The sequence below is a fragment of the Bacillus sp. JK106 genome, from assembly GCF_053663355.1.
In genome coordinates, this window is record NZ_JBSJQC010000003.1 from 598,599 (window position 1) to 620,775 (window position 22,177).

Sequence of the window (22,177 nt, forward strand, 5' to 3'; positions counted from 1 at the left end):
AAGGGGGAAACATTATGGCAAGCCCAATTACTGAAATTCAAAAAGAAACGAAAACAGAGGAACAGCTGAAAGCTGAAAAACTGGAAGAACTGAAGACGCTTCTCGCAGAAAATGAAGAAGCCGTCGCGAAAACGATGTCTATTATGGCAGAGCTGAATGGCTTGGGCATTTTTGATGCCGCCGGCTATATGCTCCAGGCAAAAGAGGAGATTGCCAAAATCGCACTCGGACAGATTTCCCGGGAACCTGTCACCAATCTTCTGAATACGATGATGGCCGCGGGAGGCGCGCTGTCAAAAGCTGATCCCGAATTTATGGGCAGACTTTTAGAAAGCGCCATGGCCGGGACGGATCAGGCGCAAAGATTTTTAAAAGAGGACAGGAAAGTCAGTATGTTTGAACTGATGAAAGCCGTCGGTGATCCTGATATTAACCGCGCGCTCGGCTTCGGGCTGCAGTTTTTAAAAGGAATGGGAAAAGAATTACGCGAAACCCCGTCTGAATAAGAAATGAAAAAGCCATTGTCAAAAGACAATGGCTTTTTTTTATTCATCGGCCTCTTCCAGCCTCTTTTTATAAATAAGTGAACGGTCAACGCAGAAATAAGCGCCCGCTAAAAATGCACAATCCGTTACAAACATCAGCATTTTCTGGCCCGCAGTCAGCCCTTGTCCGGGAAGAACCGCGCCGATATAAATGAAGGTGCTGACTGCAAGCAGAATAAATGCGTAATGCTTAAAATCTTCTATTAATGATTTCAGTCTTTTCTTCTCCATATAAGGTCACCTGCCAGTTTTATAGTCTACCAACATTATAATACAAGCTGACAGCCGACAGAGAATGTAAATCTATCCATTCTTTATAAAAGTGAATCAAGCGCCTGTTTCACATCCGCCGTTAAATCCTCAGTATCCTCAATACCGACTGAGATCCGTACGAGCCCGTCGGTAATGCCAAGCGCAAGCCGGCGGTCGCGCGGGATCGAAGCGTGCGTCATTCTGGACGGCACGGAGATTAAGCTTTCAACCGCTCCTAAGCTTTCAGCGATTGTAAACAGGTTCAATTTTTCTAAAAATGCGTCGACGCGTTCACTGCTGCCGATATCAAAGGAAATCATTCCGCCGAAACCGGAGCTTTGCGCTTTTGTCAGCTCATGGCCCGGATGTTTCGCTGATCCCGGATAGTAGAGCGTCTGAACGGCATCATGCGCTTCAAGCAGCTCGGCGATTTTCCCGGCGCTGTGATTGATGGCATCCATTCTGAGTCCGAGTGTTTTAATGCCTCTCATTAAAAGCCATGAATCCTGCGGTCCTAAAACGCCGCCCGTTGAGTTTTGCACGTAATGAAGCTTTTCACCGAGCTCTTTATCAGCCGTCACGACTAAGCCGCCGACGACATCACTGTGGCCGCCGAGATATTTTGTCGCGCTGTGCAGCACGATGTCCGCGCCAAAGCTGAGCGGCTGCTGGAAATACGGCGTGTAAAATGTATTATCGACGATAAGCAATACGCCCGCTTCTTTTGCGATGTCAGACATCAGTTTGAGGTCAGTCACTTTCAATAGCGGGTTTGTCGGTGTTTCGATATAAATGGCTTTCGTATTCGGGCGAATGGCCTTTTTGACTTTTTCTTCACTGCTCGTATCAACAAAGTCCGCTTCAATGCCGAAGCGGTTCAGCACACCTGTCATCACCCGGTAAGTGCCGCCGTATACATCATCCGTCAAAATAACATGATCGCCGCTGTCAAACAGCATCATGACGGCAGTAATCGCAGCCATGCCTGAGCCGAACGCATATCCCGCCGCGCCGCCTTCAAGCTCCGCAATTAAGCTTTCAAGCGCCGTCCGCGTCGGATTGGCCGTTCTTGAATATTCATAACCCGTGTGCTCGCCCGCTTTCGGCTGCCGGTACGTGCTTACTTGATAAATCGGTACGGAAACCGCTCCTGTTTTTTCATCTCCCGTAATTCCTCCGTGCACCATCAGCGTTTTTTTCTTCATCTTACTGACCTCCTTGAAAAATGTTTTTGCTTATATATCGATCGCTGCCGTCAGGGAAAATAGTGACGATATTTGATCCGGCGGGCGCTTTTTTCGCTTCTTCAAGTGCTGCATAAAGAGCCGCCCCTGAAGAGCTGCCGATTAAGAGGCCTTCTTTCTCGGCCGCTTCTCTGACAAGCGAAAACGCCGTATCGTCTTCCACTGTGTAAATGGCGTCAAAATGGTTCTCGTCCATATATTCCGGGATAAACTCCATGCCGATGCCTTCCGTTTTATGGGCATGCGGCTCTCCTCCGTTCAGGATCGAGCCTTCCGGTTCAACGATCACCGTTTTGACGGCAGGATTTTTCTCTTTTAAATAAGCTGCCGTACCGGCAAAGGTGCCGCCGGAACCCGCTCCTGCGACAAAGGTGTGGATATCCCCGCCGAGCGCGTTCCATATTTCGGGTCCGATCGTTTTATAGTAAGTCAATGGATTTACTCGGTTTTTAAATTGCAGAACGGCATAAGAATTATTAATCTCTCTCTCCAGTTCAAGCGCTTTTCGAATGGCTCCCTGCATGCCTTCTTCTCTCGGCGTATGCACGATGTCCGCTCCGAGAGCTTTCATAATTTGCTGCTTTTCTCTGCTGAAATGCTCCGGGACGCAAAAAACGGCGCGAAGCTGATGCTTTCTGGCGCACAGAGCGAGTCCGATCCCGGTGTTTCCGGCAGTCGCTTCGATGATAACACCGCCCGGTTTCACCTTTCCCGTGCGTAGCGCATCTTCAATGAGCATTCCGCCCAGCCTGTCTTTAATGCTTCCGCCCGGATTCATCATCTCAAGTTTAGCATAAACCGCTGTTCCCTCCGGTATATCAAAATGCTTGAGACGGAGCAGCGGTGTATTTCCGATCAGTTCTGTAATATCTGTTATCACGTTCAATATGTGTCCTCCTCCTGGAAAAGCGGAGGAGAACGAGAATCCCCCGCTTAGTGAATTCGTTTGATGACATTCAGGACAAGCTCAGTTGAATGAACGGCAGCCTGTTCTAAAAATTTATCAAATGAAACGTCAGATTCTTTTCCGGCAATATCAGATAAAGCTCTGATGACAACAAAAGGCGTTTTGAACTGGTGGCACACCTGTGCGACAGCCGCAGCTTCCATTTCAACCGCGTACAAATCCGCAAATTTGGCGCGTACGTCTTCAACCCGCTTCGGATCATTCATAAAAGAATCTCCCGTAGCGATTGTGCCTTTGGCGACTTGAATGCCGTTCAGTTCAGAAACCGCTTCCTCAGTAATACTGATCAGCTTTTCATCAGCTTTGTATGCTGCCGGAAGACCCGGCACCTGTCCGTATTCATAGTCAAACGCCGTCACATCCACGTCATGATGGCGGACATCTGTTGAGATGACGACGTCGCCTACATTCAATGTATGATGAAAACCGCCCGCTGAGCCTGTGTTAATCACATAATCAGGTTTGAAACGGTCAAGCAGAAGCGTCGTGCTGATCGCGGCGTTGACTTTTCCGATCCCCGATTTCAGCAAGATAACTTCGACGCCTTCATAGCTGCCCGTCGTAAACTCACAGTGAGCGATCATCTCTTGTTTTGCGTCTTTCAGTTTGCTTCTTAAAATCGTAACTTCCTCTTCCATTGCTCCGATGACTGCCAGTTTCATTTATACACAATCCCTTCGATTTACCGTTTAATCGCCTCCATTATCCAGACAAAGTCATTTTGCTGCGTAAACCGCGCGGCAAATCCCTCTTCTGAAAAGATGTTTTTCATTGTCCCGAGTGTCGGATAATGTTCCGTCTTTAAATCGTCCGCTAATTGATGATAGCCGTTTCGGATTGCTTTTTTAATTGTTTCATCATAAGCTTCATGATCTTTAAAGACGGTATCGGCAAACACTATTTTATCATGCTTCTGAAGGATTGTGCCATATTGCTTTACAGCCGCTTGCTTTTCTTCATCTGTTAAATGATGAAAGGCGTACGAGCTGACGATGGTATCTATTTGAAAAGGCGGAGCGGGAAACTCCAGAAAATCTCCGTCACTGAACACGGCTTTGTCAGAAAGCTTGTCAGCCGCCAGTTTTCTCATTGACGGAGACGGTTCTACACCAAACACCTTTTTGTTCGCGGCGGCTAATTTCGCCGTTAAATTCCCTGTGCCCGGTCCGAACTCTAAAACGTTTGAACCTGAAAGTGCGACGATGCTGTCAAGAATATTGTCATACCCTTTAAAAACATCAGCATATTGTTTGTCTGCCCCATGCACTGTGGCATCATAAGTCGCTGCCCAATCTTCAAATAATGGAATAAATTCACGGCCCATATTTTTCACTCTCCATAATTTATAATTCCTATGAGTATAGTATGGATTAATCGTGGAACAGTTCCTATCCTATCACAAAAAAGAATGGAAGGGTACTAAAATACTTTGGGATTATTGCGCAATTACGGCAGAAAGGCTTATACTTTCATTGACTCAGAAGAAAAATCAGGAGGATCTGTACTGATGAATTTTCAATTGGATTTAATCAAAGATAAAGTAGAATTTTTCGAAGCGGCATCTTTGCAGGAGCTTGAAAAGAAAATAAACGTTCAGATTGAAAACAACCAGGCGATTATGCTTCGCGTCCGTTCTGTATCCCATCAAGTGACGGCCGTTGACGGCAGAATCCTTTACAGCGCGTCGGTGCATTTTTCAGCTGACGTATGACAGAAAAAAGCAGCTGAATAATCAGCTGCTTTTTTGCGGTTATTTTAACGTTTCTACTTTTGTCGGCTTCCAGCCTTTTTTGTCTTTCCAAGTGATGGTGACCTGATACTTTTTGCCGTTCGTTTTGTCTAAAACTTTACCCTTCGCATCTTGCGGGCTTCCATTGTTTCCGAGCCACAGCACTGTCATGTGATCTTTTGACACGCCTGTTGCGTAAGAGATGGCGTCAAGCATTTCGGACCAGTCTTCAGAGCTTGAGTCATACGTCGCCGCATGTTCTCCCGTCTGCTTTGTTCCGACCGCTTTCCATTTTGGGTTAACAATTGTTTTCTCAACATCGCTTGATGAGCCGCCCTCTGTTATTTTTGCTCCTTTAAAAGGATCGCTTGAATCAGAGTCTTTTTTGCTGCTGTCATCACTTTTCGATGAATCATCGTCTTTTTTGCTGTCAGAGTCTGAAGATGAATCAGATGTGTCCTTATCCTGTTTATCTTTTTTGTCATCGTCTGATGCCTTATCTTTTTTGCTGTCTTTTATGTCTTCATCGGATGTCTGCTTCGTCTTGCCTGATGCAGGTGTTTCCTGCTTCTGGCTCGTGTCCGCTTTTTCGCTCACGTCGCTCGACGGACTGTTGATGAAGAGGCTGACTGCAACGACGACAATAAGAATAGATACGATAGCAATTAAAATGTTAAGCACCATATTTGCTTTTCTGCGCTTATCACGGTTTTCAAAACGAGATTGTTTATTGCTCAATCATTCTGCACTCCTTTATCCCTCTTGCTCAGCATATATTTTAACATGGGCTGAGCGGTTGTTCTATGTCTGATTTGTTTCATTTTCATGTACCTTTTTAACAATATCATAAAACACTGTATTTGTCAGAGCCTTATCCCCCGGCGTGTCCATATGCAGCACCACGAGAGCGTATTTCGGCTTGTCCGCGGGAAAGTATCCCGCAAACCATTTGTGGTAAAGCGTCTGTTTTTCTTTTGTGAACATTCCAGTCTGGGCCGTTCCCGATTTGCCTGCTATCTCATACGGCAGATCCTGAAACCTTCGGCCGGTTCCTTTCGGTGAGGTGACGACTTCTCTGAGAATTTTTTGAAGCTGCTGCGCCGTATATTTGTCGATGTTTTCCCCTTTTAACGGCTGATCTTTGAATGACGCCATCGTCGTTTTGTTTTTGTATTCAATTTTGTCCGCGATTTTGACTTGTTTTTTTTCACCGCCGCGCGCGATCGCCGCCATCATATTGGCGACTTCAAGAGGCGTGACTTTCACGTTCTTTTGCCCGATCGCCGTCTGTGCGACGGCTTTTTTTACGGTTTTGTCTTTGTCATCTCCCCAAATGACCCCGCTTTTTTCATTATACAGCTGCCTGAATCCGTCTTCCCGGTACAGCTTGCCTTCCCAGCCCGCCCGCTGTGTGAGACCTAGTTTTTCCGCCATGTTTTCAATAACGGAATCATCTTTTTTGATCAATTTTTCCGCAAGACTTGTAAACGTATAATTGCAGCTTTGGGCAAAGCTTTCTCCAAAACTGAGCGTGCCTTTGTCATCCCCCGGCTCTCCGTACAGGTTGAGATTGCAGTTAAAGGATGTGCCCGGCTTCACTTCGTTTTGTTCTATTGCGGCTGCGGCGATCACCGTTTTAAACACTGATCCCGGATAAATCGGCGTCAGCATGTAATTTTGCAGTGTCTGCTGCTTTGACATGTCAGCGTCAGGCTTTGATACCATTCCGAGCACACTGCTTTTTTCAATGTCTAAAAGGACGGCTCCCCCCTTTTTTAACCCGCGGTCTTTCAATACATCTTCCATTGCTTCTTGAATATTGCGGTCGATGGAGGTTTTGACTTGCAGCGGATAAAACGCGTTTGCTTCAGCCGTATATTTGACGTCCATTCCGAATAAAGGGTTTCCCCTTCCGTCGACATGATACAAAAGTTTTGTGTCCTGATCCGCCAGTAAAAACTCATCAAACGTCCGCTCCATCCCGCTTGTCCCGATTTTTGCCGTGATCGGCAGTTCCTTCCTCCCGGGGTATTTCTTTTTCAAAAGCTCAGGGTCCTGGTTTGTCGCGCCCAACAGATGAGCGGCTATGTTTGTTTCTTTGCTGTCTTTCATATATACGCCGTAAATGCCGGGATATTTCAAAGAATTGATATTTGCCACGGATTGTTTCGTCAGATGTTTTATTTTTCTGCTGTTCAGGATCACCGGTTTTTTTGCTTCCGTGAGCAGCTGCCTGAGCTCCCCCTGTTTCATTCCGAGAATGTCTGATACCCGGTCAACCGGCCAATCCTGCGTCACGAGAAAGGGAAACAGTATGACGGCAGGCTGCTTTTTTCCGGTCAGCTCTTTGCCGTTCCGATCAAGAAAAGAGCCGCGTCCGTCTGAAATAAGGACTTCTTCCGTCCGCTGCTTGACGCTTTCCTGAATCAGATTAATATTGGATTTTGAAAAAGATTCTGTAAAAAACAGCTGAATTTCAGCCAGCCTAGCAAGCAGAAAGAAAAACACGAGCAGAAAACAAATCACGGCCGTTTTCAGCCTTTTTGATACGATCATAAAAAACACCTCATCCACATTTTGGACGAGGTGTTTCATTGTTAAACGGATCTTATGAAATTTTCACAATTTTCACGAGCATTTCTCCGCCCGGCGTCTGAACTGTCACTTCTTCGTCCACTTTTCTGCCGAGCAGGCTTTTTGCGATTGGCGAGTCGTTTGAGATTTTTCCTTCAAACGGATCAGCTTCAGCGCTTCCGACAATCGTGTAAGATTCTTCTTCACCGTCGGGCAATTCGATGAATGATACGGTTTTTCCCAAACCGACTACATTTGAACCGCCGTCATCCTCGATGATTTTCGCATTGCGGATCATGTTTTCAAGCGTCGTGATGCGCCCTTCCACAAATGCCTGTTCTTCTTTTGCGGAATCATACTCAGAGTTCTCTGACAGATCTCCGAAGCTTCTTGCGATTTTAATGCGTTCTACTACTTCTTTACGTTTAACCGTTTTCAATTGCTCTAATTCTTGTTCAAGTTTTTGTTTTCCTTCGTGAGTCATCGGAAAAACTTTTTCTTGTGCCATGTTCCTTCACTCCTTGGTGGTTGTCCCTCAACAATAACGTGTGATTATGTATGAGAGCATAAACGAAAAAATCAAGAATGAGAACACAGGGCAGTCCTCGTTCTTCTCTCCCATATAGGTACTGTTTATCTTAAACTGAATGTGTGTTTTCTGCAAATGTTTCGGTTTATAAACAGGGAAAGAAGGGAACTGTCTCATTCCCTTCCAGCCTATACATAATATGGTCTGAGTTATTTATGTCTATGCTATGGTATTACAAAATTGCATTTTGTTCAAGGATCGTTTGAATCTTCGTGACCATCAGATCAATTGCGACGTGGTTTTGTCCGCCTTCCGGAATAATGATGTCCGCGTAGCGTTTCGTCGGTTCAACAAACTGATTGTGCATCGGTCTGACGACGGACACATACTGCTCAATGACAGAATCGATTGAACGGCCTCTTTCGTTAATATCTCTCATAATCCGTCTGATGATACGGAGATCCGCGTCCGTGTCCACATAAAGTTTCATATCCATGAGGTCGCGAAGTCTTTTATCTTCGAGAACGAGAATGCCTTCCAGAATAATGACATCCTTCGGCTCAACCGGAATGGTTTCCTCAGAACGCGTATGCAGTTTATAATCATAAATCGGCTTTTCTATCGGCCGGTAATTCAAAAGCTCTTGAATATGCTCGATTAAATAGTCATTATCAAATGCGAGCGGGTGATCATAGTTTGTGTTCAGCCTTTCTTCAAACGGAAGATGGCTTTGGTCTTTATAATAAAGGTCTTGCTGGATCATTAAAATCGAGTGTCCTTTAAACTGTTCATAGATGGAACGGGTGACGCTTGTTTTTCCTGATCCGGAACCTCCTGCGATGCCTATAACTACAGGACTCTTACCCATTGGTGATTACTTCCCCTTTCTCATCATGTTGCTCGGATAAATCTTTTTGTCTACTTTAAATGTAACGATTTGCAGGGGATGGCGGGCAGCATCAAGCTCGTTTCCGTCTTCGTCCCAAATAGTGCCGATTGTGAATGTAAAATTGTCGATTTCAGGACCGAAAAATTCCACTTCGTCACCTTGTTTAAAGAAATTGCGCTGCTGGAGCGTCACCATTTGAGTTTCCTCGTTATACGCGAGCACGAGACCGGCAAAATCAAATGTTGTTTTCTTTCCGTGTTCGCCGAACATCTGCTCTTCATACCCGGGCGTGCCTTCAAAGAAAGCAGGCGCGGTATCCCGGTTTGCACATTTGTCCAGCTCATCCAGCCATTCTTTTTGAATGACAAAGTTTTCAGGATCAGCGCAGTATGCGTCGATGACTTTGCGATACACGCTGACAACCGTCGCAACGTAATGAATCGATTTCATCCGGCCTTCAATTTTCAGACTGTCGATACCCATCTCGATCATTTGCGGAATGGATTCAATCAATTTTAAATCTTTCGGGCTCATCGCAAACGGAGCGTCTTCTTCGTCATAAAGCGCGACCGCGTTTGCACCGTCTGTCTGATACAGGTCATAATCCCAGCGGCAGGACTGACAGCAGCCGCCGCGGTTGGAATCCCGGGCCGTCATGTGATTGCTCAGCACGCATCGTCCTGAATAAGCGATACACATAGCGCCGTGGATAAAGGTTTCAATTTCAATATCCACCTTTTCCTTCATTTCTTTAATTTCCAGTCCGCTCGTTTCACGGGCAAGCACCACGCGGTCAAGCCCTTCTTCTTTCCAGAACTGCACCGCTTTCCAGTTTGAAAGGGACTGCTGTGTGCTGAGGTGAATTTCTACGTCCGGGGCCACTCTCCGGCATGTTTCAATAATCAGCGGATCAGCGACGATAATTCCGGCAACTTTTGCGTCTCCCAACGCTTTTAAGTATTCTTCCAGACCGTCCATATTTTCATTATGGGCGAAAATGTTTGTTGTCACATATATTTTTGCCCCGTATTTTTTGGCAAATTCTACGCCCTCTGCGATTTCTTCTATTGAGAAGTTATCCGCATTTGAGCGGAGTCCGTATTCCTGTCCTCCGATAAAAACCGCGTCCGCTCCGTAATGAACGGCAATTTTTAATTTTTCAAGGTTTCCTGCCGGAGCAAGGAGTTCAGGTTTTTTCGTAATGACGCGTTTTCCGTTTACGACTTTGGAAATGGTTTGATTTACGGCTGTCATCCGTTGCACCCTCCTTTTTAATAGACCGTTTCTTTAAAGAAGAATCCTGTGTCGATGCTTCTGTTCACAGGCTGAATGCTTTCAATCCGCTCTATCCAGCTCTCTTTTTTCTCTTCGTATGTCTCTCGGCTTTCAAAGCACAGATCGATTGCTTCTCTGTACATGCGGGTCACTTCAGTTAAGTATTCAGGAGACTTCAAAACTCCGTCAATTTTGAAAGAATCGATGCCGGCGTCCATCAGGTCCTCTAATTCATCAATCATGCACACATCGTTCGGGCTCATGATGTGCGTGCCGTTTTCATCTTCAAAAATCGGGTATTTATTGCCCCGTTCCTTGTCATGCAGAAACATTCCCGCTTCTTTTTTCTTCTGTTCGATGTCCATGACTTTTCCCTGGTATTCGAAGTAATGGCCCACTAAAGAACGCTTCGATTGGAACATGCACGTCATGCCGTGGATTTGAATTTCAATTTCCACTTCGGCGTTTTCTTTTATGTCAATGATGCTGTCCATATTTAATTCTTTAGCCAGCACTGCCCGCCGTGCGCCTTTGCGTCCCCAGTAATTGCAGGAATAGTAGTTGGTACCCGTTGTTTCCGTGCTCCAGTGCAGTTTGAGATCGGGAGCCGCTTCACGCGCCGCCATTAAAACGGCCGGATCACCGAAAACAGCCGCATCAACGCCGGCCTCCTGCAAAAAGGCAAGATAGCCGTTCAGCTCGTCCACTTTTTCGTTGTGAAAAATAGCATTGACGGCGGCGTACACTTTCGCGCCTTCCTGATGAGCTGTCTTTACGGCTTCTTTTATATCTTCTCTTGAAAATTCACCGGCCAGTCTCAGGCCGTATCTCTGTTCTCCGACTAACAGGGCCGTTGCGCCCGCTTGAATGAGCGGAAGAATATCCTGTACAGAAGTCGGAGTCACCAAAAGTTCAGGTTTTTTCATGATCATTCACCTCTTCTTTTTACTGATGGCGATGCCGTCTCCGACCGGCAGTATGACCGTTTGATAGTCAGGCCGGTTCATCAGCCATTGGTTATATTGATCAATTTTTTCAACAAGCTTCCGTCTTCTTTTCGGCTCAATGTCCGAGTGATTTTGTGCCACCAGTCCTTTAAACAGAACATTGTCCGTAAAAATGACTCCATCCGGCGCAAGCATCGGTTCATAGAGCTCAAAAAAGTTCGTGTACTGGCCTTTGGCCGCGTCGATAAAAATGGCATCATAAGGAGCCGTGACACGGACAGACTCAGAAAGTTCCAGCGCATCCCCGTGCATTACGTGAATCCGTTTTTCCATTTCAAAGTCTTTTATATTGTTCACAGCTTCTTCATAGCGTTTGTCGTCCCGTTCAATCGTGTAAATATTCGCATCCGGAAGCTCAAGCGCCATCCGTATGGCGGAATATCCGATTGCCGCGCCGATTTCCAAAATGTTTTTCGCCTGTTGAATCGACAGCATTTGAAGCAGCACTTCAATGCCCGCTTCTTCCATAATCGGAACATGGTGCTCTTTTGCATAGGCTTCAAGCTTTTTCACTTTATCAGGCCGAGGCTTCAGCATCGCGTTTATATACTCGTTTATTTGTTCATACCGATCATTCACGGCAAACAGCCTCCGTTCTAAAAAGGAGTGCCCCTGACGAATCCGCGGGGACACTCTCTTAAGACACTTCTTTATCCATAAGTAAACAACCCGATATATTTTATCATAAAACCTTTCAGAATGGAATAAAAGGAGAGCTTTTGCCCTCCTTTTATTCGCTGTCTTTTTTGGAAATATACTTTTCCTTCGCTTTATTATGGTCTTTTAATGTTTTGGTGAAAACGACCTCGCCGTTTGATTTTGCAAGGAAATAGAGATAATCCGTTTTGTCAGGGCGGAGAGCCGCTTCCCATGATGAATCGCCGGCATTTGCAATCGGTCCCGGCGGCAGCCCCTTATGTTTATACGTATTAAACGGAGAATCAATTTTCAGGTCTTTGTAGTAGACCCGGCTTTTATGCCTGCCGGCCGCATATAATACCGTCGGGTCAGTCTGCAGCGGCATTTTTTCTGCAAGCCTGTTGTAAAAAACGCTGGCGATTTTGTGACGGTCGGCTTTGGCGGTGGCTTCTTCTTCAATAAGCGATGCCATCGTCAGCGCGTTATGGACGGAAAGTTTCTTTTTTTCCAGTTCAGATTTATACGTTTCGATACGGGTGTTTGTTTCCTGAACCATTGCCGTCAAAATCGTGTCAAGCGATGCATCCGGATCATTAAACGGATATGTGGCCGGATACAGATAGCCTTCGAGCGGATGCTTGAGCTTCTTGTTTGAAAGTGCGTCCGTTATTGTATCAGGAAACTGTTTTTTCAGTTTGCCGATGAATGTTTTGTCATCCAGTTTCGCCATAATCTCTTCTTTTGAATATGATGTTTCTTTTGCGATCGCATCCGCAATCTGTGTAAGCTGTTTTCCTTCAGGAACGGAGATCTGAAAGGCATATCCCGTTGATCCCGCGGTCAGTTTTTTGATAATCGCATCCGCATCCATTCCTTTATTCAGGTGGTAAAATCCCGCCTGAAACCCGGAAGCGCCTTTATACTTCACATACAGCTGAAATGCTTTTTTGCTTTTGATGACATGCTGATCCTCAAGAATTTCAGCGATTGCCGAAACGGAAGAACCGCTAGGAATATTAATATTGACTGCCGTTTTGCTGCCTTTGTCAACCGGAGACAGCAGAGATTTTCCATAGAAAAAAGCACCGCAAATGATGATAAGCAGAGCAATCACGGAGGACAGTATTATCGTTGTTTTTTTGTTTTTACGCGGAAATGAATTTTTAGTCTGATTGATATTCATACAAGTATTTTCCTCCCAACAGCTCTTATACTACATGATTCATGTGCATTCGGCAATTTATTACAAAAAAAAGCCGAAGCACATATGCGCTCCGGCTTTTTCTGTTCATTTTATTCTTCGTCTTCTTCCGCTAAAAACGTGTTCAGCGTTTCTTCGATCATTTCCCACTCTTCATCAGTTTCAATCGGCATCAGTTCGCCGTCTTCACCGTTTTCGTTCGGTTCGAAGCTTGAAGCGTGAATTTCGATTTCATCATCGTCTTGAGCATCAATCGGATAATAAAGTACGTAAGATTTGTTGAATGTGTCGTTTTCAAATGTGAACAGCACTTCGCAAAGCTGTTCGTTGCCTTGATCATCGACAATTGTAATGTGTTTTTCGCCGTGTTCCATTTCTTTCACCTCTTAGTTTAAACTGTCCAGATATCCTTGAAGGATCATGACAGCCGCCATTTTATCAATGACTTTTTTTCGTTTTTGCCTGCTGACGTCAGCCGCGATCAGCATTTTTTCAGCCGCCATCGTCGTCAGACGCTCGTCCCACAGCACAACAGGGACATTGTACGCTGTTTCAAGCAGTTTCGCAAATGTTTGGCTGGCTTCGCCTCTCGGACCGATCGTCCCGTTCATGTTTTTCGGAAAACCGAGCACGATCTTCTCTACATTATAGTCTTTCATCAGCTCGGATAAACGGTCCAGACCGTAATCTCCTTCAGCCTCGTTTATTTTTATCGTCTCAATGCCTTGAGCGGTCCAGCCCATTTCATCGCTTAAAGCTACGCCGAGTGTTTTCGTACCAAGATCAAGTCCCAATATTCTCATGAATGTATTTACGCCTCTTTATGCTGTTCTAGATAGGATTTTACCAATTCCTCGATTAATTCGTCACGTTCCAGTTTGCGAATTAAGTTCCGGGCGTCGCGATGCCTAGGAATGTATGCAGGATCTCCAGACAGCAAGTATCCGACAATCTGGTTGATAGGATTGTACCCCTTTTCCTGAAGCGCATCATATACCGTATTCAGCACTTCTTCGACGTTTGTTTCAGCAGAATCATCGGAGAAATTAAATTTCATCGTTTTATCAAACGAGCTCACCGTTTTGCACCTCTTTCCCAAATTCGCAGGCAAAGTTCAGCCTGAGGTCCTCATCTTATCATCATTCTACACTAGTTGAAAGGATTATAAAACGGATTTTATCCAATCTTCCGCAGATGCGAGCGCCTCTTCCAATTTTTCAGGCTGCTTTCCGCCGGCCTGCGCCATGTCCGGACGGCCTCCGCCTCCGCCTCCGCAGACTTCAGCCGCTTGTTTGACCATTTTGCCGGCGTGAAGGCCTTTTTCGATCAGGTCTTTCGTCACGCCTGCTGAAAGGTTGACTTTCTCGTTTTGCACGGCGCCGAGAATGATGACCGCAGAACCGAGCTTCGCTTTCAGATCATCCACCATAGTGCGAAGGTGGTTCATGTCTTTCGCATTTACTTTTTCAGCCAGCACTTTTACGCCGCCGATGTCTTTTACTTTAGACAGAATGGCTCCGGCTTCCACATTGCCGAGTTTGCTGAGCAATGATTCATTTTCTCTTTGCGCTTCCTTCAGCTCTGCTTGAAGAGACTGAATTCGCTTCGGTACGTCTTTTACGTTTGATTTCAGCTCGTCCGCAGCGTGCTGCAGAAGGCTGAGCTGGCTGTTCATTTCCTGATAAGCGCCTTTTCCTGTTACGGCTTCGATTCTTCGCGTACCTGCGCCGATCCCTGATTCGGATACGATTTTAAACAGACCGATTTCAGCCGTATTCGTGACATGGCATCCGCCGCAAAGCTCAAGGCTGTAATCTCCGACTTGTACGACGCGGACGATATCGCCGTATTTCTCGCCGAACAGGGCCATCGCGCCCATTTCTTTCGCTTCATTGATCGGTTTCAAATCAATCGCTACCGGAATGCTCTCCCAGATTTTTTCGTTGACGATTCCTTCAATGCGTTCAAGTTCTTCTTTTGTCACTTGACCGAAATGAGAGAAGTCAAAACGCAGACGATTTTCGGTAACGAGTGAACCCGCTTGGTTGACATGTGTGCCGAGAACGTCTTTCAGCGCCTGGTGCAGAAGGTGGGTTGCTGTATGGTTTTTCACCACGCCGCTTCTCATTTGATCTTCAACTTCAGCCGTCACGCTTGCGCCTTTTTGAATCGTGCCGCTATCCACCGTGCCTTCGTGTACATGCTGACCGTTCGGAGCTTTTTTCACGTCCTTAATGGTTACGACAGCCTGCTCGCTTCTCAGCACTCCTCTGTCACCGATCTGTCCGCCGCTTTCAGCATAGAAAGGCGTTTTGTCGAGAAGGATTTGGACGGTATCCCCTTCCTGCGCCTCGCTGATTAATTGCCCGTCATGAAGAAGCTCGATCACCTTCGCTTCAGCTTTTACGGCACTGTAGCCGACAAATGTGCTTTCTGCGGTAATGTCGCGCAATGCGCCGCCCTGCACCTGCATGCTTCCTACATCTTGGCGCGCATTTCTCGCCCGTTCACGCTGTTTTTCCATTTCGGCTTCAAAGCCCTTATGGTCAACCTTCATTTGCTCATCTTCCGCGTATTCCTCCGTCAATTCAACCGGGAATCCGTACGTATCGTACAGTTTGAATACGTCTTTTCCGGAGATGATGCCGCTGCCTTTTTCCTTCTCTTTCTTTATCACGTCGGATAAAATGGCCAGACCTTCGTTTAATGTTTCATGGAAGCGCTCTTCCTCCGTTTTGATGACTTTGGCGATAAACTCTTGCTTTTCTTTCACCTCCGGATAGAAAGCGTCCATAATTCCTGCAACAGTCGGAACCAGCTCGTACATAAACGGACGGCTGATACCGATGGTTTTCGCGTATCTCACTGCCCGGCGCAAGAGGCGTCTCAGTACATACCCGCGCCCTTCATTTGACGGCAGAGCTCCGTCGCTTACCGCAAATGCGACCGTTCTGATATGATCGGCGATCACTTTAAAGGCCGTATCCTTCACTGCATCCTTTCCGTAAGTATCTCCGGAAATACGCTCTGTTGCTTCAATAATCGGCATAAACAAATCAGTGTCAAAGTTTGTCGGGACGTCCTGAATCACGGAGACCATCCGTTCAAGCCCCATGCCCGTATCAATGTTTTTCTTCGGAAGCGGTGTGTACGTGCCGTCCGGGTTGTGGTTGAACTCTGAGAATACCAGGTTCCACACTTCAAGATAGCGGTCATTTTCGCCGCCCGGATACAATTCAGAATCTGACGGATCATTGCCGTATTTCTCGCCGCGGTCATAGAAAATTTCTGTATTCGGTCCGCTCGGGCCTTCGCCGATATCCCAGAAGTTCCCTTCCAGACGGATGATTCTTTCTTCCGGAACGCCGATTTTTTCCGCCCATAGCGTATAAGCTTCTTCATCCTCAGGGTGAACCGTTACAGACAGCAGCTCCGGATCAAAGCCGATCCACTTTTCGCTCGTTAAAAACTCCCAAGCCCACGTGATGGCTTCTTCTTTAAAATAATCACCGATGGAAAAATTTCCGAGCATCTCAAAGAACGTGTGGTGGCGCGCCGTTTTCCCCACATTTTCAATATCATTTGTGCGGATTGATTTTTGCGCGTTTACAATTCTCGGATTCTCCGGCACAACGCGGCCGTCAAAGTATTTTTTCAGCGTCGCAACGCCGCTGTTGATCCATAATAAAGACGGATCTTCATGCGGAACCAATGAGGCGCTCGGTTCAACGGCATGGCCTTTTTCTTTAAAGAAATCTAAAAACATTTGACGCACTTCAGCAGAAGTTAAGTGTTTCATCTATATTCCTCCTTATCACTACCCGAAATTCTCTTTTGCGACAGCAAAAAAGCTCTCTCCCTATGCAAACCATGCGTTCACACAGGGACGAGAGCTGTCTCGCGGTACCACCCTGATTACAGGCCGAAAAAGGCCTGTCACCTTTCATCCCGTAACGCAGGATTGCGGCAGCCTTTAACTGCACTCAGGATTAGCTTCGGCCGATCTTCTGCTGAAGCTCCTTTCAGCGTATCGGAGCTTCTCTCTTAAACAGGGCTTCGGCGTACTCATATCCGTCACTCGAGATTCGTATGTATTCTACTCGAAATTATAGACAAGCAGAACCCGAATGTCAATGTTCCGTCCTGATCCGCAAAAAGTGAATGGCCGTCACTTTTAAAACGGCTGCCGCCGGAACAGCGAGAATCATGCCGGGAATGCCCGCGAGCTCCCCTCCGGCAAGAAGCGCAAGCATGATCACGACGGGGTGCATTTTGAGACTTCGCCCGACAATGAGCGGGCTCAAAATGTTTCCTTCTATAAATTGAAGAATAAAAATCGTGACGATTACGATGATCACAGCCTTGGAGGAAATCGCCAGCGAAAGGAGCAGCGCCGGCACAGCGCCGATAAACGGACCGAAATACGGGATGACATTCGTAATCCCGATGGCAAGGCCCAAAATCAGCGGGTAAGGAAGCCCGAACAGCCAAAATGAAACACCGGCTATTAACCCGAGCAAAAAACAAACGAGAAGCTGACCGCGGATGTAATCACCGAGAGAGTCGTCCACATCCCGCAGAAATTCACTCCCCCTTTTTCTCCAGGACTTCGGCGTCAAATACCAGACCGTCTTTTTCATGACGCCTATATCCTTCACCATATAGAACACGAGAAAAGGAATCGTCGCCGCGATCAGGATATAATCAAGCACGAAACGGATGCTTCTGATCGTGCTTTCAATCGTGCCGGCAAGAAACGTTTCTGTCTGCTGAATCATTTTGTCCATCCGATGGTGCATGCCGTCAGGCCAATGATCCGTGTGATTATGCAGATGCCTCAGCATGCTGTTGTAGTTTTCGGCAAGACCGGGAATGCTCTCAGACAGATCCTGCAGCTGTTCAATTAAAACAGGAACCCCTTTATAAACCCCCCAGCCGATTCCGCCGAAAAACAGGCAATAAATCAGAAGCAGGCTTAAAGTTCTAGGCATCCCTTTTCTATGAAGCCATTCAGTAATCGGAAGTAAAAGATAAGCAATAAATACTGCGATGAATATAGGAATAAAGAGAGATTTTATAACAAGCCAAATGGGAGACCATAACATATCGAGCATGCAAAAGACATACACTGTTAACAAAACGAGCAGACATACAGCCGTCCACAGTAAGAGCTGCAGCGGTTTTTGAAGCATGACGTTTCACCTCTTGCTTTATCTTTTGACAGAAAGCCGGAATTATTCCCGATTCATAAACTCCGCCTTATGACGCAGACCTCTTGACGGGAATAATTATCAGAAATTACGAAATAATCTAAATAATATTCATAAAAGTCTGTATAACCATCGTAATGTGTTAAAGGATTTCAAAACTGTCCAGTCAATATGACTCATGTTTTTTAAGGAGGATGGCCATGATTTCATTTCAGGATGTAAATAAGCACTACGGACATTTCCACGTGCTGAAAAACATTAATCTGCACATTAAAAAAGGGGAAGTCGTCGTTATCATAGGACCTTCAGGATCGGGAAAAAGCACGCTTCTCCGCTGCATTAATCAGCTGGAAACAGTTGATGGAGGCGCCTTAACGGTAAACGGCGTCTCCATCCATGACAAGAAAACGGATATCAATCAGGTCCGCCGGAATATCGGCATGGTGTTTCAGCATTTTCATCTGTACCCGCACAAAACCGTTCTGCAAAATATCATGCTCGCACCGATCAAAGTGCTCAAGCAATCAAAAGAAGAAGCAAAGGAAACGGCTTTATACTATTTGAAAAAAGTCGGTATACCGGACAAAGCGGACGCTTATCCTTCACAGCTTTCCGGCGGCCAGCAGCAGCGTGTCGCCATCGCCAGGGGGCTTGCGATGAAGCCCGAAATTATGCTGTTTGATGAACCCACATCCGCGCTTGATCCGGAAATGATCGGGGAGGTGCTGGATGTCATGAAAACACTCGCAAAGGAAGGCATGACCATGGCAGTCGTCACACATGAAATGGGATTCGCAAAAGAAGTGGCGGACCGCATCGTGTTTATCGACGGCGGATCCATCTTAGAAGAAGCTGCACCGGCTGAATTTTACGAAAGCCCCCGTGAAGAGAGGGCGCGTTTATTCTTAAGCCGTATTTTAAATCACTGAAAAGAAACGGAGGAGCGCTTATGTCACGCGTAACAAAATGGTTGTCATTCGGATTGATATCACTGCTGGCCGTCTTTATGCTGGCAGCCTGCGGAGGGAAAGAAACGTCCGGGGATTCAAAAGGAACGGGAAAAGACACGTTAGCCTCTATTAAAGACAGAGACAAAATCATCTTCGGCGTCAAAACCGATACGAGGTTATTCGGGCTGAAAAACCCAAGCTCCGGTGATATTGAAGGCTTCGATATTGATATCTCAAAACAGCTCGCAAAAGATATTCTGGGGGATGAGAAGAAAGCGGAATTTAAAGAAGTGACGTCAAAAACGAGGATTCCGATGCTGCAAAACGGCGATATCGACGCCATCACCGCCACGATGACGATAACGGATGAGCGGAAAAAAGAAGTTGATTTCTCAGATGTTTATTTTGAAGCCGGGCAATCCCTGCTCGTCAAAAAAGGAAGCAGCATCAAAAGCACCGAAGACCTGGGAAAAGGCTCAAAAGTATTGGCGGTAAAAGGCTCCACTTCCTCACAGAACATCAGGGAAAAAGCGCCTGACGCCTCAGTGCTGGAATTTGAAAATTACGCCGAAGCGTTCACTGCGCTTAAAGCGGGACAGGGAGATGCGCTCACAACCGATAATGCGATTTTATACGGCATGGCGGATGAAAATAAACAATATCAGCTGACAGGCGAAACCTTCACCGATGAACCTTACGGAATCGCCGTCAAAAAAGGCCAATCCGGCCTTGTCAAAGAAATCAACGCCTCTTTGAAAAAAATGAAAGCCGACGGCAGGTACGAAAAAATCTATAAAAAATGGATAAAAGAAGAACCGGCAAAATAGGACGGACCGCGGGATGAGCAGGCATGCTCATCCCCGTTTTATAAGGAGTGACATAGATGAACTTTTCAATTTTAACGGAAAACTTCGATATGTATATGGACGGTTTCCTGCACACATTGCTTGCGAGCTTCATCGCGCTGGCAGGCAGCTTTGCGCTGGGCGTTCTGATCGCAGTCATGAGAATCACGGCTTTCAAACCCCTTCAATGGATCGGCACTGCGTATGTGGAATTTATCCGGAACATCCCGCTTCTCCTCATCACATTCGTTTTTTATTTCGGACTTCCGAACGCCGGGCTGAGACTGGACGGCTTTCAGGCGGGAACAATTGCGCTTACGATTTACACGTCCGCCTTTATCGCAGAAGCCATCAGAGCCGGAATTCAGACTGTCCCCAATGGGCAGATGGAAGCGGCCAGATCGTCAGGCTTCACCTACAGTCAGGCGATGAGATATATCATTCTTCCTCAGGCCGTAAAAATCGTCATTCCCCCGCTCGGAAACCAATTTCTCAACCTTGTCAAAAACTCATCAATACTCGGAGTGGTGGCGGGACTCGATTTGATGTATCAGGCGGATCTCGTGTCCTCGAGCACTCTTGTCGTGTTTGATGTCTATATTTTCGTCGCGCTTTTTTATTTGATATTAACGATCCCGCTCAGCATCGGGGTTCACTATTTGGAAAGACGTCTCGGAAAGAGTTATTAGAGAAGGAGAGTGAAAAACATGGATTTTAGCGGCGCCTATACACCTGACCATCTGCTGTTTTTATGGGACGGCTTTTTGGTCACACTTTATGTTGCGCTGATCTCCATTGTCCTGAGTTTTATTTTCGGGCTTGCCGCCGGCACTTTGCGCTATGCGAACATTCCTATCGTCTCGGGCATTATAGCGGCCATTGTGGAAACCATCCGCAACCTGCCGCTGTTATTAATCATTTTCTTTACGTTTTTTGCCCTTCCGGAAATCGGGATCAAACTGGAAATTACCGCGGCCGCCATCACGGCGCTGACGATTTTTGAATCGGCCATGCTGTCAGAAATCATCAGAAGCGGTTTGCAATCCGTTGACAAAGGACAGATTGAAGCGGCGCGTTCTTCAGGACTGACGTACACGCAGACTCTTTTTCTCGTCGTCATGCCGCAGGCGCTCAGGCGTATGGTTCCTCCGATTGTGAGCCAGTTTATCTCCTTATTAAAGGATACGTCACTTGCGGTCGTCATCGCTCTGCCCGAACTGATTCATAACGCGCAGATTTTAAACGGACAAAGCGCTGACGGGGGGTATTTTTTCCCGATCTTTCTGCTGGCGGCCCTGATGTATTTCGCGGTCAATTACAGCCTGTCTCTCGCAGCCAGACGGCTGGAAGCGAGACAAACGTAAAAAGGATACTTCCGGAGAAGTATCCTTTTTTCTGCTTAAAACATTTTCATGACTCGTCTTCTCATCCGTTTCATCCCTTTTTTATTCAGCATATCGGACTGAGAAGCCATACGATACATAACGGCTCCAGCTCCTAAAGCCAACAGAGAGGTCATTGTTCTGCCCATCGCGCGTATCTCCTTTCAACTTTAAAAATTGATACTGCGTTCGTCTTCAGAAAACAAATCATCAAGACTGCTTAACGTGCCGTCTTCCTCTACTTGATGTGTCGCAATTTTGCCTTTGGCCACCGTCAGCTCAATGAAGCAGCCCCAGCAATAGTATTGGTTTACGCCGATTTTGCCGATATCTTTACTTTTGCAGTTCGGACATACAAGCACAGACTACACCTCTTATCCGTTCAGGACGATGCCTTCTTTCCCCGCTTCAATAAGCGTATCGGCGGCGCGGCGCACTTGGCGTCTGCCAGCCAGATCTGAAAAGAAGCCGTCCGAGAGTTCATATGCTACGATTATGCCCCTGTCCAAACAAAAGTATACATCTTCCAGCAAACCGAACATTTCACCATCAGGCGATTTCACCGGCTGCATTTTAATCTGTTCAAAGGTGAAACAGCTCTTCGGCAAAGGCTGCAAATGAGCATGACCGGCAGCTACGGCTTCTTGATCCATCTCTTTTATATCACTTGCCCCTAAAAAAAGATGGCGGTTGTGAAACAAGCGTTTCTGCTCCAGCACGAAACCGAGAAACCGGCCGTCCAGAGAGAAACATACATCCGATATCATTCCAAGACTGCGCCCGGTGTTTTCGTCATATACTGTTCGTCCTTCAGCTGCATGGCATGTTCTCAAAGTGTGATCAACCACCTTTTGTTGAACACGTATAGGTTTTGCCAAGAAGCCGGGCAGCATACTTTGAAATGACTTCCACAGGCGAAAACCCGGCGCATAAACATAC

General features: G+C 46.4%; 27 protein-coding genes and 1 other annotated feature. Of the genes, 6 read left to right on the forward strand and 21 right to left on the reverse strand.

The features are described 5' to 3' along the window. Positions 1-14: 14 nt before the first annotated feature. Positions 15-506, forward strand: a complete 492-nt coding sequence (locus tag ACWJJS_RS13445) for a DUF1641 domain-containing protein (protein ID WP_003152780.1) — start codon at positions 15-17, stop codon at positions 504-506. 39 nt (positions 507-545) lie between these two features. Here ACWJJS_RS13445 and ACWJJS_RS13450 read toward each other — a convergent pair whose 3' ends face one another. From ACWJJS_RS13450 to ACWJJS_RS13470, 5 genes are all read right to left on the reverse strand, one after another. Further along, positions 546-776, reverse strand: coding sequence for a YrhC family protein (locus ACWJJS_RS13450; protein WP_013353003.1), 231 nt, complete (start codon positions 774-776; stop codon positions 546-548). 83 nt (positions 777-859) lie between these two features. Then, entirely contained in the window at positions 860-2,002 is a 1,143-nt protein-coding gene (locus tag ACWJJS_RS13455; RefSeq protein ID WP_003152778.1) for a bifunctional cystathionine gamma-lyase/homocysteine desulfhydrase, read from the reverse strand. A 1-nt stretch (position 2,003) separates the two neighbouring features. Then, positions 2,004-2,927, reverse strand: coding sequence for an O-acetylserine dependent cystathionine beta-synthase (locus tag ACWJJS_RS13460; protein WP_003152775.1), 924 nt, complete (start codon positions 2,925-2,927; stop codon positions 2,004-2,006). A gap of 47 nt (positions 2,928-2,974) precedes the next feature. Further along, positions 2,975-3,670 (reverse strand): 5'-methylthioadenosine/S-adenosylhomocysteine nucleosidase, encoded by a 696-nt coding sequence (gene mtnN, locus ACWJJS_RS13465; RefSeq protein WP_003152774.1) that lies wholly within the window; start codon positions 3,668-3,670, stop codon positions 2,975-2,977. Between the two features lie 20 nt (positions 3,671-3,690). Next, positions 3,691-4,332, reverse strand: coding sequence for a class I SAM-dependent methyltransferase (locus ACWJJS_RS13470; protein WP_003152772.1), 642 nt, complete (start codon positions 4,330-4,332; stop codon positions 3,691-3,693). 183 nt (positions 4,333-4,515) lie between these two features. Here ACWJJS_RS13470 and ACWJJS_RS13475 point away from each other — a divergent pair, with 183 nt between their 5' ends. Further along, entirely contained in the window at positions 4,516-4,719 is a 204-nt protein-coding gene (locus ACWJJS_RS13475) for a YrzA family protein (RefSeq protein ID WP_003152771.1), read from the forward strand. 39 nt (positions 4,720-4,758) lie between these two features. Here ACWJJS_RS13475 and ACWJJS_RS13480 read toward each other — a convergent pair whose 3' ends face one another. The 13 genes from ACWJJS_RS13480 to ACWJJS_RS13540 all read right to left on the reverse strand — a co-directional run bounded on the left by ACWJJS_RS13480 (position 4,759) and on the right by ACWJJS_RS13540 (position 18,043). Then, entirely contained in the window at positions 4,759-5,475 is a 717-nt protein-coding gene (locus ACWJJS_RS13480) for a YrrS family protein (protein WP_003152769.1), read from the reverse strand. A gap of 63 nt (positions 5,476-5,538) precedes the next feature. Continuing rightward, positions 5,539-7,293 (reverse strand): peptidoglycan D,D-transpeptidase FtsI family protein, encoded by a 1,755-nt coding sequence (locus ACWJJS_RS13485; RefSeq protein WP_003152768.1) that lies wholly within the window; start codon positions 7,291-7,293, stop codon positions 5,539-5,541. 52 nt (positions 7,294-7,345) lie between these two features. Then, positions 7,346-7,819 (reverse strand): transcription elongation factor GreA, encoded by a 474-nt coding sequence (greA, locus tag ACWJJS_RS13490; RefSeq protein WP_003152766.1) that lies wholly within the window; start codon positions 7,817-7,819, stop codon positions 7,346-7,348. 253 nt (positions 7,820-8,072) lie between these two features. Further along, positions 8,073-8,708, reverse strand: coding sequence for a uridine kinase (gene udk / locus ACWJJS_RS13495; protein WP_003152763.1), 636 nt, complete (start codon positions 8,706-8,708; stop codon positions 8,073-8,075). A gap of 6 nt (positions 8,709-8,714) precedes the next feature. Next, the gene (locus tag ACWJJS_RS13500; protein WP_003152759.1) at positions 8,715-9,983 is read right to left on the reverse strand and encodes a peptidase U32 family protein; all 1,269 of its coding nucleotides are present in this window, start codon (positions 9,981-9,983) and stop codon (positions 8,715-8,717) included. 17 nt (positions 9,984-10,000) lie between these two features. Further along, positions 10,001-10,930, reverse strand: coding sequence for a peptidase U32 family protein (locus ACWJJS_RS13505; RefSeq protein WP_003152757.1), 930 nt, complete (start codon positions 10,928-10,930; stop codon positions 10,001-10,003). Positions 10,931-10,936: 6 nt separating this feature from the next. Next, positions 10,937-11,590, reverse strand: a complete 654-nt coding sequence (locus ACWJJS_RS13510; RefSeq protein WP_003152755.1) for an O-methyltransferase — start codon at positions 11,588-11,590, stop codon at positions 10,937-10,939. A 151-nt stretch (positions 11,591-11,741) separates the two neighbouring features. Beyond that, complete coding sequence (mltG, locus tag ACWJJS_RS13515; RefSeq protein ID WP_013353010.1) at positions 11,742-12,833, reverse strand: endolytic transglycosylase MltG; 1,092 nt, start codon at positions 12,831-12,833, stop codon at positions 11,742-11,744. Between the two features lie 110 nt (positions 12,834-12,943). After that, the gene (locus ACWJJS_RS13520) at positions 12,944-13,225 is read right to left on the reverse strand and encodes a DUF1292 domain-containing protein (protein WP_003152751.1); all 282 of its coding nucleotides are present in this window, start codon (positions 13,223-13,225) and stop codon (positions 12,944-12,946) included. Positions 13,226-13,237: 12 nt separating this feature from the next. Continuing rightward, the gene (gene ruvX / locus ACWJJS_RS13525) at positions 13,238-13,654 is read right to left on the reverse strand and encodes a Holliday junction resolvase RuvX (RefSeq protein WP_003152750.1); all 417 of its coding nucleotides are present in this window, start codon (positions 13,652-13,654) and stop codon (positions 13,238-13,240) included. An 8-nt stretch (positions 13,655-13,662) separates the two neighbouring features. After that, positions 13,663-13,929 carry an IreB family regulatory phosphoprotein gene (locus ACWJJS_RS13530; protein ID WP_012118070.1) on the reverse strand — a complete coding sequence of 89 codons (267 nt, stop codon included), beginning with the start codon at positions 13,927-13,929 and terminating at the stop codon, positions 13,663-13,665. A gap of 84 nt (positions 13,930-14,013) precedes the next feature. Further along, positions 14,014-16,650 (reverse strand): alanine--tRNA ligase, encoded by a 2,637-nt coding sequence (gene alaS / locus ACWJJS_RS13535; RefSeq protein WP_102421630.1) that lies wholly within the window; start codon positions 16,648-16,650, stop codon positions 14,014-14,016. A gap of 80 nt (positions 16,651-16,730) precedes the next feature. Beyond that, positions 16,731-16,938, reverse strand: a binding site (T-box leader). Between the two features lie 43 nt (positions 16,939-16,981). Then, positions 16,982-18,043, reverse strand: a complete 1,062-nt coding sequence (locus tag ACWJJS_RS13540; protein WP_060387072.1) for an AI-2E family transporter — start codon at positions 18,041-18,043, stop codon at positions 16,982-16,984. A 218-nt stretch (positions 18,044-18,261) separates the two neighbouring features. Here ACWJJS_RS13540 and ACWJJS_RS13545 point away from each other — a divergent pair, with 218 nt between their 5' ends. From ACWJJS_RS13545 to ACWJJS_RS13560, 4 genes are read left to right on the forward strand one after another with little or no spacing between them, the layout of a single operon-like run. After that, positions 18,262-18,990: an amino acid ABC transporter ATP-binding protein gene (locus ACWJJS_RS13545; protein ID WP_014305489.1), complete on the forward strand. Its 729-nt coding sequence runs from the start codon at positions 18,262-18,264 to the stop codon at positions 18,988-18,990. Positions 18,991-19,010: 20 nt separating this feature from the next. Then, a complete protein-coding gene (locus ACWJJS_RS13550; protein WP_070082155.1) occupies positions 19,011-19,838 on the forward strand; it encodes a transporter substrate-binding domain-containing protein in 828 nt (275 codons plus the stop codon). 56 nt (positions 19,839-19,894) lie between these two features. Beyond that, positions 19,895-20,545: an amino acid ABC transporter permease gene (locus tag ACWJJS_RS13555; RefSeq protein WP_146277231.1), complete on the forward strand. Its 651-nt coding sequence runs from the start codon at positions 19,895-19,897 to the stop codon at positions 20,543-20,545. Positions 20,546-20,563: 18 nt separating this feature from the next. Further along, positions 20,564-21,220 carry an amino acid ABC transporter permease gene (locus ACWJJS_RS13560; RefSeq protein WP_025649673.1) on the forward strand — a complete coding sequence of 219 codons (657 nt, stop codon included), beginning with the start codon at positions 20,564-20,566 and terminating at the stop codon, positions 21,218-21,220. Positions 21,221-21,255: 35 nt separating this feature from the next. Here ACWJJS_RS13560 and ACWJJS_RS13565 read toward each other — a convergent pair whose 3' ends face one another. From ACWJJS_RS13565 to ACWJJS_RS13575, 3 genes are read right to left on the reverse strand one after another with little or no spacing between them, the layout of a single operon-like run. Continuing rightward, positions 21,256-21,387, reverse strand: a complete 132-nt coding sequence (locus tag ACWJJS_RS13565; RefSeq protein WP_003152741.1) for a YrzQ family protein — start codon at positions 21,385-21,387, stop codon at positions 21,256-21,258. Between the two features lie 21 nt (positions 21,388-21,408). Further along, positions 21,409-21,600: a hypothetical protein gene (locus ACWJJS_RS13570; protein WP_003152738.1), complete on the reverse strand. Its 192-nt coding sequence runs from the start codon at positions 21,598-21,600 to the stop codon at positions 21,409-21,411. A 12-nt stretch (positions 21,601-21,612) separates the two neighbouring features. Continuing rightward, complete coding sequence (locus tag ACWJJS_RS13575; protein ID WP_017418223.1) at positions 21,613-22,071, reverse strand: PRC-barrel domain-containing protein; 459 nt, start codon at positions 22,069-22,071, stop codon at positions 21,613-21,615. Positions 22,072-22,177 lie beyond the last annotated feature (106 nt).